At 72.0% G+C, this 13,554-nt stretch carries 13 protein-coding genes; 9 read left to right on the forward strand and 4 right to left on the reverse strand.

The genetic code is table 11. The features are described 5' to 3' along the window. Nucleotides 1-101: 101 nt before the first annotated feature. The 4 genes from FHU33_RS02215 (at nt 102) to purM (ending at nt 4,528) form a co-directional block, all read left to right on the forward strand. A complete protein-coding gene (locus tag FHU33_RS02215; RefSeq protein ID WP_142023879.1) occupies nt 102-1,190 on the forward strand; it encodes an S-(hydroxymethyl)mycothiol dehydrogenase in 1,089 nt (362 codons plus the stop codon). Beyond that, the gene (locus tag FHU33_RS02220; protein WP_142023880.1) at nt 1,187-1,798 is read left to right on the forward strand and encodes an MBL fold metallo-hydrolase; all 612 of its coding nucleotides are present in this window, start codon (nt 1,187-1,189) and stop codon (nt 1,796-1,798) included. Before FHU33_RS02215 ends, FHU33_RS02220 begins: the two co-directional genes overlap by 4 nt. 97 nt (nt 1,799-1,895) lie before the next feature. After that, entirely contained in the window at nt 1,896-3,479 is a 1,584-nt protein-coding gene (gene purF, locus FHU33_RS02225) for an amidophosphoribosyltransferase (RefSeq protein ID WP_142023881.1), read from the forward strand. Further along, nucleotides 3,476-4,528 (forward strand): phosphoribosylformylglycinamidine cyclo-ligase, encoded by a 1,053-nt coding sequence (gene purM, locus FHU33_RS02230; RefSeq protein WP_142023882.1) that lies wholly within the window; start codon nt 3,476-3,478, stop codon nt 4,526-4,528. The genes purF and purM overlap by 4 nt, the downstream gene beginning before the upstream one ends. Nucleotides 4,529-4,631: 103 nt before the next feature. Here the strand turns inward: purM and FHU33_RS02235 are convergent, their stop codons facing one another. Further along, nucleotides 4,632-4,859: a DUF3073 domain-containing protein gene (locus tag FHU33_RS02235; protein ID WP_142023883.1), complete on the reverse strand. Its 228-nt coding sequence runs from the start codon at nt 4,857-4,859 to the stop codon at nt 4,632-4,634. Between the two features lie 369 nt (nt 4,860-5,228). Then, nucleotides 5,229-5,930, reverse strand: a complete 702-nt coding sequence (locus FHU33_RS02240; protein WP_142023884.1) for a GntR family transcriptional regulator — start codon at nt 5,928-5,930, stop codon at nt 5,229-5,231. Between the two features lie 83 nt (nt 5,931-6,013). Between FHU33_RS02240 and FHU33_RS02245 the strand changes: the two genes are divergently transcribed. Further along, nucleotides 6,014-7,192, forward strand: a complete 1,179-nt coding sequence (locus FHU33_RS02245; RefSeq protein ID WP_211354976.1) for a mandelate racemase/muconate lactonizing enzyme family protein — start codon at nt 6,014-6,016, stop codon at nt 7,190-7,192. 106 nt (nt 7,193-7,298) lie between these two features. On the opposite strand, the gene FHU33_RS02250 is transcribed toward FHU33_RS02245, so the two are convergent. Continuing rightward, nucleotides 7,299-8,363, reverse strand: coding sequence for a Glu/Leu/Phe/Val family dehydrogenase (locus tag FHU33_RS02250; RefSeq protein ID WP_142023885.1), 1,065 nt, complete (start codon nt 8,361-8,363; stop codon nt 7,299-7,301). Between the two features lie 158 nt (nt 8,364-8,521). Here FHU33_RS02250 and FHU33_RS02255 point away from each other — a divergent pair, with 158 nt between their 5' ends. The 4 genes from FHU33_RS02255 to FHU33_RS02270 all read left to right on the forward strand — a co-directional run bounded on the left by FHU33_RS02255 (nt 8,522) and on the right by FHU33_RS02270 (nt 12,909). After that, a complete protein-coding gene (locus FHU33_RS02255; RefSeq protein WP_142023886.1) occupies nt 8,522-9,511 on the forward strand; it encodes a sugar ABC transporter substrate-binding protein in 990 nt (329 codons plus the stop codon). Between the two features lie 68 nt (nt 9,512-9,579). After that, entirely contained in the window at nt 9,580-10,581 is a 1,002-nt protein-coding gene (locus tag FHU33_RS02260) for an ABC transporter permease (protein ID WP_211354977.1), read from the forward strand. A gap of 10 nt (nt 10,582-10,591) precedes the next feature. Continuing rightward, nucleotides 10,592-11,380 (forward strand): ATP-binding cassette domain-containing protein, encoded by a 789-nt coding sequence (locus FHU33_RS02265; protein WP_142023887.1) that lies wholly within the window; start codon nt 10,592-10,594, stop codon nt 11,378-11,380. A 155-nt stretch (nt 11,381-11,535) separates the two neighbouring features. Continuing rightward, a complete protein-coding gene (locus FHU33_RS02270) occupies nt 11,536-12,909 on the forward strand; it encodes a M23 family metallopeptidase (protein WP_142023888.1) in 1,374 nt (457 codons plus the stop codon). Between the two features lie 75 nt (nt 12,910-12,984). Here FHU33_RS02270 and FHU33_RS02275 read toward each other — a convergent pair whose 3' ends face one another. Further along, nucleotides 12,985-13,518 carry a hypothetical protein gene (locus tag FHU33_RS02275; protein WP_142023889.1) on the reverse strand — a complete coding sequence of 178 codons (534 nt, stop codon included), beginning with the start codon at nt 13,516-13,518 and terminating at the stop codon, nt 12,985-12,987. Nucleotides 13,519-13,554: the final 36 nt, after the last annotated feature.

Here is a 13,554-nt window from a genome sequence, read left to right on the forward strand (position 1 = left end):
TCGCGCGTACAACACCCGACCGAGACATGCGCGTGACTGAGAAGATCTGCGGTCGGGGAGCCCCTCCGGCCCCATCTGCCCCTCCCGCCTAGGCTCCCCGCATGGCTTACGAGGTGAAGGGTGTCGTCGCCCGAGGCAAGGGCGCACCGGTCAGCATCGAGACGATCGTGGTTCCCGATCCGGGGCCAGGCGAGGCCGTGGTCGACGTCCAGGCGTGCGGGGTCTGCCACACCGACCTGCACTACCGCGAGGGTGGCATCAACGACGACTTCCCGTTCCTGCTCGGCCACGAGGCGGCCGGGATCGTCTCCGCGGTCGGCGAGGGCGTGACCGACGTGGCGGTCGGTGACTACGTCGTCCTCAACTGGCGCGCTGTGTGCGGTCAGTGCCGGGCCTGTCTCAAGGGCGAACCGCAGTACTGCTTCGACACCCACAACGCCGCGCAGAAGATGACCCTCACCGACGGCACGGAGCTCAGCCCGGCCCTCGGCATCGGCGCGTTCGCCGAGAAGACGCTGGTCCACTCCGGTCAGTGCACCAAGGTCGATCCCGCCGCGCCGCCGACGGCGGCCGGCCTGCTCGGCTGCGGGGTCATGGCCGGCGTGGGTGCGGCCATCAACACCGGCGCGGTGCAGCGCGGGGAGACCGTCGCGGTCTTCGGCTGCGGCGGCGTCGGTGACGCCGCGATCGCCGGCGCGAAGCTGGCCGGTGCGACGACGATCATCGCCGTCGACATCTCCGACCGGAAGCTGGAGTGGGCGCGGAACATGGGCGCCACCCACACGGTCAACTCGAAGGAGAGCGACCCGGTCGAGGCGATCAAGGCGCTGACCGGCGGCTTCGGGGTCGACGTGGCGATCGACGCCGTCGGCCACCCCAAGGTGTTCGAGCAGGCCTTCTACGCCCGCGACCTGGCCGGCCGGGTGGTCATGGTCGGCGTGCCGACGCCGGACATGACCATCGAGCTGCCGGCCATCGAGATCTTCGGCCGCGGCGGGGCGATCAAGTCCTCCTGGTACGGCGACTGCCTGCCCAGCCGCGACTTCCCGATGCTGGTCGACCTCTACCTGCAGGGCCGCTTCGACCTCGACGCGTTCGTCTCGGAGACGATCGGGCTGGAGGACGTCGAGGAGGCCTTCGAGAAGATGCACCGCGGCGAGGTGCTGCGCAGCGTGGTGGTCCTGAAGTGAGCACCCCCCGCATCGACAATGTCGTCGTCTCCGGCGTCTTCAGCCTGGACGGGCAGGACTTCGACGTCGACAACAACGTCTGGCTCGTCGGGGACGACGACGAGGTGCTCGTCATCGACGCCCCGCACGACGCCGCCCCGATCGTCGAGGCGATCGGTGGCCGGAAGGTCACCGCGATCGTGCTCACCCACGGGCACAACGACCACATCACCGCCGCGGTCGCGCTGCGCGAGGCCACCGGCGCGCCGATCTGGTTCCACCCGATGGACCGGATGCTGTGGGACGTGGTGCACCCGGACACGGAGCCCGACCGGGACCTCGTGTCCGGCACCCGCTTCACGGTGGCCGGCGCCCAGCTGGTCGCCCTGCACACACCGGGGCACTCGCCGGGCAGCGTGTGCCTCCACGCGCCGGACCTGGCGACGGTCTTCACCGGCGACACCCTCTTCCACGGCGGACCAGGAGCCACCGGGCGCTCGTTCAGCGACCGGCCGACGATCGAGCACTCGATCCGCTCGGAGCTGTTCACCCTGCACGGCGACACGGTGGTGAAGACAGGCCACGGCGACGACACGACCATCGGCGCCGAGGTCGGCAACCTCGCCTGACGCCTCCCCCATGGCAGATATGGCCATTTCTGCCCTGGGGGTCCGGCGGTGATGTGTTCCACCGCGGCCCGTGCGCCCGGGCCGGTACGGTGGGGAGGTGCCTCGCGGTGATGGACGGCTGACGCACGACCTCGATCCCCTGTCTCCTGGTCCCCAGGACGCCTGTGGCGTCTTCGGTGTCTGGGCACCGGGGGAGGAGGTCGCGAAGCTGACCTATTTCGGTCTGTACGCCCTCCAGCACCGCGGTCAGGAGGCGGCGGGCATCGCGGTGTCCGACGGGGCCTCCGTCGTGGTCTACAAGGACCTTGGGCTGGTCAGCCAGGTGTTCGACGAGCCGACCCTGGGCAGCCTGCGCGGCCACATCGCCGTCGGCCACACCCGCTACTCCACGACCGGTGCCTCGACGTGGGAGAACGCCCAGCCGACGTTCCGCACCACCTCGGCCGGCACCGGCCTGGCGCTGTGTCACAACGGAAATCTCGTGAACACCGCCGAGCTGGCCAGCAAGGCCGCCGACGCCGGTGTGCCGGGGGCGTTCGTGGCCACCAACGACTCCGACCTGGTCACCGCCCTCATCGCCGCCCGCCCCGACCTCTCCGTCGAGGCGGCCGCCATGGAGGTGCTGCCCCAGCTGCGAGGCGCCTTCAGCTTCACGTTCATGGACGAGGACACCCTCTACGCCGCCCGCGATCCGCAGGGCGTGCGCCCGCTGGTGCTCGGGCGGCTCGAGCGGGGCTGGGTCGTGGCCAGCGAGACGGCGGCACTGGACATCGTGGGCGCCTCGGTCGTGCGCGAGGTGGAGCCGGGCGAGCTGATCGCGATCGACGAGAACGGGCTGCGCAGCCAGCACTTCGCTCCTGCCGACCCCAAGGGCTGCGTCTTCGAGTACGTCTACCTCGCCCGCCCCGACACGACGATCTCCGGCCGGGGCGTGCACGCCGCCCGTGTCGAGATCGGGCGCCGGCTGGCCAGGGAGCACCCGGTGGAGGCCGATCTGGTCATCCCGGTGCCGGAGTCGGGCACCCCGGCCGCGGTCGGCTACGCCGAGGCCTCGGGCATCCCCTACGGCCTGGGCCTGGTGAAGAACTCCTACGTCGGACGCACCTTCATCCAGCCCAGCCAGACGATCCGGCAGCTGGGCATCCGGCTGAAGCTGAACCCGCTGCGCGACGTCATCCGTGGCAAGCGGCTGGTCGTCGTCGACGACTCGATCGTCCGGGGGAACACCCAGCGGGCGCTGATCCGCATGCTGCGCGAGGCCGGCGCCGTCGAGGTGCACGTGCGGATCGCCTCGCCGCCGGTGAAGTGGCCGTGCTTCTACGGCATCGACTTCGCCAGCCGGGCCGAGCTGGTCGCCAACGGTCTCGAGATCGACGGCGTGCGCGCCTCGATCAACGCCGACTCCCTCGGCTACGTCTCCGAGCAGGGGCTGATCGCCGCGACCGAGCAGCCCGCCAGCCGGCTCTGCACGGCCTGCTTCACCGGCGAGTACCCGATCCCGCTGGGCGAGTCCGAGGTGTTCGGCAAGCACGTGCTCGAGGGCATCGGCCGGACGCCGCTGCCCATGGCGGCGGCGATGCCCCGCGTGGACGAGCAGCGCTCCGTCAGCGGCTGGACCGGGCAGCAGGCCGGCAGCGCCAGCGTCCCCGGCGGGGCCGAGGACGCGCTCAGCCGTCCATGAGCGAATTCACCTACGCGGCGTCCGGCGTCGACATCGACGCGGGAGAGCGCGCCGTCACGCTGATGAAGGCCGCGGTCGAGAAGACCAACCGCCCGGAGGTGGTCGGCGGGCTGGGCGGCTTCGCCGGGCTGTTCGCGCTGGACACCGCCAAGTACCGCCGTCCCCTGCTGGCCTCCTCCACCGACGGGGTCGGCACGAAGATCGCCCTGGCCCGGCAGCTCGACCGGCACGACACCGTGGGCATCGATCTGGTCGCGATGGTCGTCGACGACCTCGTCGCCTGCGGCGCCGAGCCGCTGTTCCTGCAGGACTACGTGGCCTGCGGCAAGGTCGTCCCGGAGCGGATCGCCGCGATCGTCACCGGCATCGCCGCCGGCTGCACCCAGGCGGGCGCGGCGCTGGTCGGCGGGGAGACCGCCGAGCACGGCGACCTCATGGACGCCGACGAGTACGACCTGGCCGCGACGGCGGTCGGCGTGGTCGAGGCCGACGCCGTCCTGGGCCCGGAGCGGGTGGCCGACGGCGACGTCGTCGTCGCGATGGCCTCCTCCGGTTTCCACTCCAACGGCTACTCGCTGGTGCGCCGGGTCGTGAGCGCGGCCGGGCTCGACCTGCACGCGACGCCGTCGGGGCTGGACCGGCCGCTCGGGGAGGAGCTGCTCGAGCCCACCCGGATCTACGCCCGCGACTGCCTGGCGTTGGTGACGGAACTCGGCGTGGAACGCGTGCACGCCTTCGCGCACATCACCGGCGGCGGGCTGGCCGGCAACACCGCGCGCGTCGTCCCCGAGGGTCTGGAGGCGGTGCTCGACCGCGGCACCTGGGCGCTGCCCTCGGCGGTGCGGCTCATGGAGGAGCACGGCGTTCCCCGCGAGGAGTCCGAGCGCGCCTTCAACTGCGGCGTCGGCATGATCGCCGCCGTCGCGCCGGAGGTCGCCGACGCGGCGGTCGCCCAGCTCGGCGGAGCCGGCATCCCGGCGTGGATCGCCGGGGCGGTCCGGCCGCGCACCGGTCAGAGCGCGGCCTCCCTGGTGGGCACCTACCGCTGACGACGGGGACTTCCGGTTCAGGGAGCCCCCGATCGCGCGCGAGGACACCGCAGCTCCGGGAGAGCTGCGGCGTCCTCGATCGGGCCGCTGACGATCAGCGGCGTCAACGCGGGCTGGCAGCCCAGTCGTCGTCCCCGTCGCCGTCGGCCCAGCGGTCGGCGTACTCGTCGTCGTCATCGTCGTCGTCGGTCGTCGCCCGGGCAGGGGCGGTGTACGACGACGGACCACCGGTGAGTTCCTTCTGCAAAGCAGAAAGGTCGGTGTTCGGTGAGCTGTACTTGAGCTCACGGGCCACGCGTGTCTGCTTGGCCTTCGCTCGGCCGCGCCCCATCGGCTCGACCCCCTCGCTACGGAGTGCGGGAGTCCAGCCCCCGGGCTGGAACGGCCCGCGTGGCGACCCCGACTGAGTGACAATGTCTTGGACAACCTTACGACACGGATCGGCGACGGGCACACGTCCCTCCCCCTCAGGCGCGGCACGTCCCCCGTGTGGGTGCCGTGGGCCTGGCGGGCAGTAGGTCGAGCCGCCTCGGTGCCGGGCGTGCTGCCGGGACTTCCCGCCCGGGCGTCGGCGATCTGGAGGTCGTGGTGCGGGGGCGGGCCCCGTGGACGACGCGCATGGAGTCGACCATCGGCCTCTGCACGACCGAACACATCGGCCGCAGCGATCCTGGACCCTCGCTGGTGGGGCCTGCCGGACTCAGCCGGCTTGCGTGGCCACGCTTGCCTGCTCGTGCTCGCGTTGTTCGAGGACGGTGATCGCGGTGGCGGTGAGGCTGCGCTCGACGTGGCCCCGCATGAGCTCGCGCGCTCCGGCTGCCTCCCCGGCCGTGATCAGCTCGAGGAGCTCGTGGTGTTCGCGGTGGTCGCGAGTCCGCGGCTCGTCTCCGGGCGGGAGGTCGAGCCCGAGGCTGCGGTAACGGTCCCCCTTGTCCCAGAGGTCGTCGAGCGTCCTCACGAGGACGTCGTTGTGCGAGGCGATGTACAGGGCGCGGTGAAACGCGCGGTGCGCCCTGAGCCCCTCCTCGCCCCGAGCCCGAGTCACCGGCAGCAGGCGGGCGGCGGCAACGCGGAGGGCGGTGACATCGGCATCCGTGCGGCGTCGTGCCGCGAGCTCGGCGGCAGTCGGATCCAGCGACAGCCGCACCTCGAAGAGGTGGCGGGCCTCGGTAGCGTTCACCGCAGCGACCCGCGCGTTCCGGTGGGTGTCGAGGATGATGAAACCCTCGCTGCTGAGCCGACGAATCGCCTCCCGCAGTGGCGTCAGACTCATGCCCAGTGCTCGAGCGAGATCGTGCTGAGCCAGGCGCGAGCCGGGTGGCAGGTCGCCACTGAGGATGCGGGCCCGTAGCTCCGCGTAGGCCACGTCACCCTTGCTCGAGAACACGGTGCCGCTCGTCATGGCCTTCGCCTCTCGTGCAGACCCGATTCCCGTGCGCGGGGTTGCGATAGCCTAGCATCCGTTACACATTATGAATTCCAACGATGGAGAACGCAGTGAAGATCGTCTCGGTGCACGAGGGCGTCGTCCCCATCAGCTCGTCCATCCGCAACGCCTGGATCGACTTCAGCACGATGGACAGCTCCATCGTGGCGGTGGTCTCCGACGTCGTGCGCGACGGCGAACCGGTGGTCGGCTACGGCTTCAACTCCAACGGCCGCTACAGCGCCGGCGAGATCCTGCGGCGGAGGATCGTGCCGCGACTGCTCGCCGCCGATCCGGAGTCGCTGCTCGCCGAGGACGGCCAGCTCGATCCCTCGCGGGCCTGGGACGTGGTGATGACCAACGAGAAGCCCGGTGGGCACGGCGAGCGATCCGTCGCCGTCGGCGTGATCGACATGGCGCTGTTCGACCTCGCCGCCAAGATCGCGGGGCAGCCGCTCTACCGGTGGCTCGCCGACCGCTACGGCGACGGGAACCCCGACGAGAAGGTCTTCGTCTACGCCGCCGGCGGCTACTACGCACCCGGCAAGACCCTGCGCGACCTGCAGGAGGAGATGCAGCGCTTCCTCGACCAGGGCTACCGCGTGGTCAAGATGAAGATCGGCGGCGCGGACCTCGCCGAGGACCTGCAGCGGATCGAGGCCGTCCTCGAGGTGCTCGACGGCGACGGCTCCCGCCTGGCCGTCGACGTCAACGGCCGGTTCGACCTCGCCACCGCGCTCGAGTACGGCACGGCCATCGAGCCCTACGGCCTGTTCTGGTACGAGGAGATCGGCGACCCGCTGGACTACCAGCTGAACGCGGTCGTCTCCGAGCACTACCGCGGCCCCATCGCGACCGGCGAGAACCTGTTCTCCCTCCAGGACGCCCGCAACCTCGTTCGCTACGGCGGGATGCGTCCGGACCGCGACTACATCCAGGTGGATCCGGCCCTGAGCTACGGTCTGACCGAGTACCTGCGGATCCAGGAGATGCTCGTCCAGCACGGCTGGTCCTCGCGGCGCTGCATCCCCCATGGCGGGCACCAGTTCTCTCTCCACATCGCCGCAGCGCTCAAGCTGGGAGGAAACGAGTCCTACCCCGGTGAGTTCCAGCCCACCGGCGGATTCGCCGACGGCGCCGTCGTCGAGAACAGCTACGTCGGGCTCACCGAGACCCCCGGCATCGGCTTCGAGAGCAAGGTCGCCTTCTACGGCGTGCTCCGCGCGCTCCACGCCTGACGCGCCCGCGATGGACCCCGCCCCAGCGGCCGCGCACCGACCTCCACACTGCCGTGGCGAGGAGCACGAGCAGGTCCGCAGGAACGACCCACCTAGGCCCGAGTGATCAGCGGGGGAGGCGGATGGCCGCCAGCCGCCCCACCGAGCGCATCCGCTCCTCGGCGAGACGATCGGCCGCGACGGCGGGCGAGACGCCCTCCTCGTCGGCGGCGCGGAACACCTGCAGCGCGATGTCGAAGATCCTCATCGCCTTGGCCTGCGCGCGCTGGAACGAGAACCCGTGCCGCTCGTCCTCGACCTGGATGACCCCGCCGGCGTTCACCAGGTAGTCGGGCGCGTAGAGGATGCCGCGGCCGCGCAGCTGCTCGGCGACGTCGGGCGTGGCCAGCTGGTTGTTCGCCCCGCCGCAGACCACCCGCGAGGGCAGCGCCGCCACCGTCCCCTCGTCGAGGGCGCCGCCCAGCGCGTTGGGGGAATAGACGTCGTGCGGGGTGCGGATCAGGGTGGCCGTGTCGGGCGCCGCCGTCACCTGCGGGTGCCGGGCCTGCACGCGCGCGACCGCAGCCGGGTCGACGTCGGTCACCACGACCTCCGCGCCGTCGTCGACCAGGCGGCCGATCAGGTGCGAGCCCACCTTGCCGGCGCCGGCCACGGCCACGGTGCGACCGGCCAGCGACCGCGAGCCCCAGCAGTGCTGCGCGGCCGCCTGCATGCCGAGGAAGACGCCGTAGGCGGTGAGGACCGACGAGTCGCCGCAGCCGCCGTAGGCCTCCGAACGGCCGTGGGCGAAGCGGGTCTCCCGGGCGACGACGTCGAGGTCGGCGTTGTAGGTGCCGACGTCGCACGCCGTCAGGTACCGCCCGCCCAGCGCCTCGACGAAGCGGCCGTAGGCGCGCAGCAGCGCCTCGGTCTTGTCGGTCTGCGGATCACCGATGATCACTGCCTTGCCGCCACCGAGGTCCAGGCCGGCCAGGCTGTTCTTGTAGGACATCGCCGCCGACAGCCGCAGCGCGTCCTCGACGGCCGCCTCCTCGCTGGCGTAGGGGTAGAACCGCGTGCCGCCGAGCGCTGGGCCCAGCGCCGTGGAGTGGATCGCGACGATCGCTCTCAGCCCCGATCGGGCATCGCTGCAGAAGACGACCTGTTCGTGACCCGAGCTCAGTATCTCCACGCCCAGGAGCCTAGATCTCCTGCGGTCGGTAGTCCGTTCCGCGGGCCCCCCACCCCACCCGTGCGCGGGTCCGTCCGCACCGGCGCGCCCGTGCGGGCATGATTCGGCGAGGAACACCGGCGGGGGCGGAGGAGCTCCCGCGAGCACAGGAGGACTCCATGGCCCGACCCCACCGTCTGCTGGCGATCGCGGTGGCGGCACCGCTCCTGCTCGCCGCCTGCACGACCGACGGCGGCGACTCCGGCGGCAACGGTGCCAGTGGTGGCGGTGGGGGAGGTGGCGGCGGCGGTGACCTCGCCTTCTCCGTGATCACGCACGGCTCGGCGGGGGACGCGTTCTGGGACGTCGTCCAGAACGGGGCCGAGGCCGCGGGCGAGGACCTCGGGATCTCCGTGGACTACCAGAGCGACGGCGACCCCCAGCGGCAGGCGCAGCTCATCGACGCGGCCGTGAACCAGGGCGTCGACGGGATCGTGGTCTCGATGGCCAACCCCGACGCGCTCCAGGACTCGGTCGAGGCGGCCGTGGACGCCGGCATCCCGGTCGTGACGATCAACTCCGGCGGCGAGCGGTCGGCGGAGTTCGGTGCCATCGGGCACGTCGGCCAGGACGAGGCGATCGCGGGGCGGGGCGCCGGGCAGGAGCTGGCCGCCTCGGGTGCGACCAACGTGCTGTGCGTGGTCCACGAGGCCGGCAACATCGGTCTGGAGCAGCGCTGCTCCGGCGCGTCGGAGGGCCTGGGCGCCGCGGTGACTCCGCTACAGGTGGACATCAACGACCTGCAGGGCGCCCAGTCGACGATCACCTCGCAGCTGCAGAGCGACCCGACCATCGACGCCGTGCTCACCTTGAACTCCGCCGTCGCCGCGGTCGCGGTCGCGGCGGCCGCCGACGCCGGCTCGGACGCGCAGGTGGCGACGTTCGACCTCAACTCCGACGTCATCGCGGGCATCCAGGACGGCGACATCGCGTTCGCCGTGGACCAGCAGCAGTACGAGCAGGGCTACCTGCCGATCGTGATGCTGAAGCTGTACGCGGAGAACCTCAACACCGTCGGCGGGGGGCAGCCGGTGCTCACCGGCCCGGGGATCGTCGACGAGAGCAACGTCGACGAGATCGCCGACCTCGCTTCGGCCGGCACGCGCTGAGCACGCGCGAGCAGACGGCCGGGGCGCCGCGGACCCCCGCCGAGCGGCGGGCCGACGAGCGGCTGGCCGTGGCCGGGCCGCTGCGCCGGCTGCTGGTGAAGCCGGAGCTCGGCGCGCTCATCGGGGCGGTCGCCGTGTTCACCTTCTTCGCCGTCCAGTCGGAGGTCTTCCGCTCCGCGCGCGGGGTGGCGAACTGGCTGGACCCGGCGTCGACGCTCGGCATCATGGCCGTCGCGGTGGCGCTGCTGATGATCGGCGGCCACTTCGACCTGTCGGCCGGTGTCATGGTCGGGACGACGGCACTGACGGTGGGCGTCGTCGCCGTCGAGTTCCGGCAGAACCTGTGGGTCGCGATCGGCGCCGCCCTGGTCGTGGCCCTGGCGATCGGGTTCGCGAACGGCTGGCTGGTCACCCGCACCGGGCTGCCCAGCTTCATCATCACGCTCGGCACGTTCCTCATGCTCCAGGGTCTGAACCTCGGGCTGACCAAGCTGTTCACCAGCACGGTCACCGTCGGCGGCATCGACGAGGTCCCCGGATACGCCGCCGCAGAGTGGTTGTTCGCCTCGCGCCTGAGCATCGCGGGCACGGAGTTCCGGGTGGCCATCCTCTGGTGGGCGCTGTTCACGGCGCTGGCCACCTGGGTGCTGCTGCGCACCCGCTTCGGCAACTGGGTGTTCGCCACCGGCGGGGACGAGGTGGCCGCACGCAACGTCGGCGTCCCGGCGCGGCGCACCACGATCACCCTGTTCATGACCACGGCGGCCGCGGCCTGGTTCGTCGGCGTCACCCTCGCCGTCCGGCTGACCTCCGTGCAGGCCAACACCGGTATCGGGCAGGAGCTGATCTACATCGTGGCCGCGGTCATCGGTGGCTGCCTGCTCACCGGCGGCTTCGGTTCGGCGATCGGTGCGTCGCTCGGCGCGCTGATCTTCGGCATGACCCAGCTCGGCATCCCCTACCTGCGCTGGGACGCCGACTGGTTCTACTTCTTCCTCGGCGCGATGCTGCTGCTCGCCGTGCTGGCCAACCGGCTGGTCCGTCGCTACGCCGAGGCGGCCCGACGATGAGGGGCGTGCGATGAGCGGGACCCCGTCCCTGCTGGAGCTGCGGGACGTCGGCAAGGACTACGGCTCGGTGATCGCCCTCGACGGCATCAGCACGACCGTCCGCGCCGGAGAGGTCACCTGCGTGCTGGGGGACAACGGCGCTGGGAAGTCGACCCTGATCAAGGTCCTCTCCGGCGTGCACCGGCCGGACCGGGGCGAGGTGCTGCTCGACGGGCAGCCGGTGACCTTCGGTGCTCCCCGGGAGGCGCTGGACGCCGGGATCGCCACCGTCTACCAGGACCTCGCGATGATCCCGCTGATGGCGATCTGGCGGAACTTCTTCCTCGGTGCCGAGCCGACGCGGGGATGGGGCCCGTTCCGGCGCTTCGACGCGGCCGCCGCCCGGGAGACGACCCGCCGGGCGCTGGCCGAGATGGGCATCGACCTGCGCGACCCCGATCAGCCCGTGGGCACCCTGTCCGGGGGCGAGCGCCAGTCCGTGGCGATCGCCCGCGCGGTGCACTTCGGTGCGCGGGTCCTGATCCTGGACGAGCCGACGTCGGCGCTCGGGGTCAAGCAGGCCGGCGTCGTCCTGCGGTACGTGGCCCAAGCGCGCGATCGCGGGGTGGGCGTCGTGCTGATCACCCACAATCCGCACCACGCCCATCCCGTCGGCGACCGTTTCCTGCTGCTCAACCGGGGACGCAGTCTCGGGACGTTCGCCAAGGACGAGGTGGACCGGGACGAGTTGACCCGGCTCATGGCCGGCGGCGCAGAGCTGGACGAGCTGGCGCACGAGCTGGAGCGCCCACCCGCCTGACCCGGGATGTCGACATACCGACAGTCGCGGGACGGTCACTAACCGTTCTTGCGACGGTGCCTCACGTGTTCCGCGTGTTGCCTTTGTGACTCATGGTGGTGCTGCGACTCTCGCTGGGCACCACAGCCCACCCTCTTCCCCAGGGAGCGCAAACCATGTTCCAGCGCCGTCGATCCGGACCGGCGACTCCGTCGGTCCCCGGGCGATCCCGTGCCCGCCGGCCGGTCGCGGGCCGCCGGGCGAGCCTCGCGCGGAACGCCCTCGTCGCCGTCGTCACCGGCGTCGTGCTGATCGGAACCGCCGGTCCCGCCTCCGCCGTGCCCGCGCCGCCGAACCCGACCGACGACCAGCTGGGTGCCGCGCAGGCCGAGCAGGACGCCGCCGCCGCCGAGGTGGGCCGGATCGCCGCCCTGGTGGCCGGCGCCGAGGCCGAGCTGGAGAAGGTGGGCGTGCTCGCGGAGGCCGCGGGAACGGCCTACATGCTGGCCGAGGACGCACTGCTGCAGGCGCAGGAGGTCGCCGACCGGACCGCCGCGGAGCTGCAGGCCGCGGCCGACGCCGTGGCGGCGTCCCAGGCCCGCATCGCGCTCTTCTCCCGGGACAGCTACATGAAGAGTTCGCAGCTGAGCACGACCGCAGCCCTGCTGGACTCCGCCGGTCCCGGCGAGCTCATCCAGAACGCCGCGATGCTCGACTACGTGGCCGACAACCAGGTCGACGTCCTCGGCCAGCTCGAGGTCGCGAAGGTGACCCAGGCCAACGCCGACTCCGCCGCCCGGGCCGCACGCGACGAGATGGCCGCCGCGGAGGAGGCCGCCGAGGTGGCCAAGCTGGAGGCCGACCGCCAGCTGGCCGCCCAGCAGGGCGCCTACGAGCAGGTGGCCGCACAGAAGACGCAGTACGAGGCGCAGCTCCAGACCGCGCAGATCCGGCTGCTGGAGCTCCAGGGCGCCCGCAACGCCTACCAGCAGTGGGTCGCCCAGAGGCAGGCGGAGGAGGCAGCCGCCGCCCGCGCCGCACAGGAGGCCGCCGCGCGCGCCGCGGCTGCCGCTGAGGCGGCCAACAGAGGCGGTGGCGGCGGTGGCGGCGGTGGTGGTGCCAGCAGCGGCGGTGGCGGCGGCAACTACGTCGCGCCGACCTCGGGCCGGGTGAGCAGCTGCTACGGCGCACGCTGGGGCGTGACGCACTACGGCGTCGACATCGCCGCGCCCATCGGGACGAACGTCTACGCCGCCACCTCTGGCGTGGTCCGGCGCGCGGGCCCGGCCACCGGCTTCGGTCAGGCCGTCTACATCCTGGGGGACGACGGCTACGTCACCGTCTACGGGCACGTGCACCGGTACTTCGTCTCCTACGGGGAGCGCGTCTCCGCCGGAGAGGTGATCGCCGAGGTCGGCAACCGCGGCCAGTCGACCGGTCCGCACCTGCACTTCGAGGTGCACTCCGGTGGGCAGCTCTACAGGAACCAGCTGGACCCGGTCCCCTGGCTCAACGCCCGGGGCGTCTACATCGGCGGCTGCGGCGGCTGAGGAAGCCCCCTCACGAACAGCTGCGGCCCGCCACCTCGGGGATGAGTGGCGGGCCGCAGTCGTGCTCGGGTCCGTTCAGCTGGTCGGGGCGGCGGGCTCGGTCGAGTCGACCTCGAGGCCGCACTCGGTGGCGAGGTAGGTCTGGACGTTGGTCGCCGAGGTCGTCAGCTCGCCGATGATCTCGGTGCTCCGCTGCTGCAGCTCGGCCGCGCTCGCCGGGTCGGTCACGTCGACGTCGGCGAAGGCCTGCGCGAACTGCTCGATGCCGTCGGCCAGCGCCGCCCAGTCGCTCTCGAGCTCGCTCGGGGGCTCGATCGCGCGGACGTCGTCGGCCGCCTGCTGGAGAGCGGTGGCCAGGGCGGCCGGGTCGTCGCCGCCGCCGGTGAATGCCGGCTCCACCTGCTCGAAGGCTGCCTGGGCCTGGCTGCAGAACTCCGAGTCGGACTCCGAGTCGGACTCCGCGGCGGTCGTCTCGGCGGCGCTGGAGCTGCTCGCGCTGCTCTCCGACGACGCCGCGTCCTCGCCGTCGGAGCCGCCGCAGGCGGTGACCAGGACCACGGCGGCGGCGAGGGAGAGCCCGTTGCGGGCCATGGTGAGGGTTCGGCGCATGGGCGCGAGGTTAGTCGCCGGATGCGCCTGCGCCCA

This window comes from Blastococcus colisei (genome assembly GCF_006717095.1).
GTDB lineage: Bacteria > Actinomycetota > Actinomycetes > Mycobacteriales > Geodermatophilaceae > Blastococcus_B > Blastococcus_B colisei.

Excerpts from the sequence above, each read along its gene's own strand:
- FHU33_RS02270 (WP_142023888.1), top strand. The coding sequence starts at position 11,536 with ATGTTCCAGCGCCGTCGATCCGGACCGGCGACTCCGTCGGTCCCCGGG.
- FHU33_RS02235 (WP_142023883.1), bottom strand. The coding sequence starts at position 4,859 with ATGGGGCGCGGCCGAGCGAAGGCCAAGCAGACACGCGTGGCCCGTGAG.
- FHU33_RS02255 (WP_142023886.1), top strand. The coding sequence starts at position 8,522 with ATGGCCCGACCCCACCGTCTGCTGGCGATCGCGGTGGCGGCACCGCTC.
- FHU33_RS02240 (WP_142023884.1), bottom strand. The coding sequence starts at position 5,930 with ATGACGAGCGGCACCGTGTTCTCGAGCAAGGGTGACGTGGCCTACGCG.
- purM (WP_142023882.1), top strand. The coding sequence starts at position 3,476 with ATGAGCGAATTCACCTACGCGGCGTCCGGCGTCGACATCGACGCGGGA.
- FHU33_RS02265 (WP_142023887.1), top strand. The coding sequence starts at position 10,592 with ATGAGCGGGACCCCGTCCCTGCTGGAGCTGCGGGACGTCGGCAAGGAC.
- FHU33_RS02275 (WP_142023889.1), bottom strand. The coding sequence starts at position 13,518 with ATGCGCCGAACCCTCACCATGGCCCGCAACGGGCTCTCCCTCGCCGCC.
- FHU33_RS02245 (WP_211354976.1), top strand. The coding sequence starts at position 6,014 with ATGGAGAACGCAGTGAAGATCGTCTCGGTGCACGAGGGCGTCGTCCCC.
- FHU33_RS02215 (WP_142023879.1), top strand. The coding sequence starts at position 102 with ATGGCTTACGAGGTGAAGGGTGTCGTCGCCCGAGGCAAGGGCGCACCG.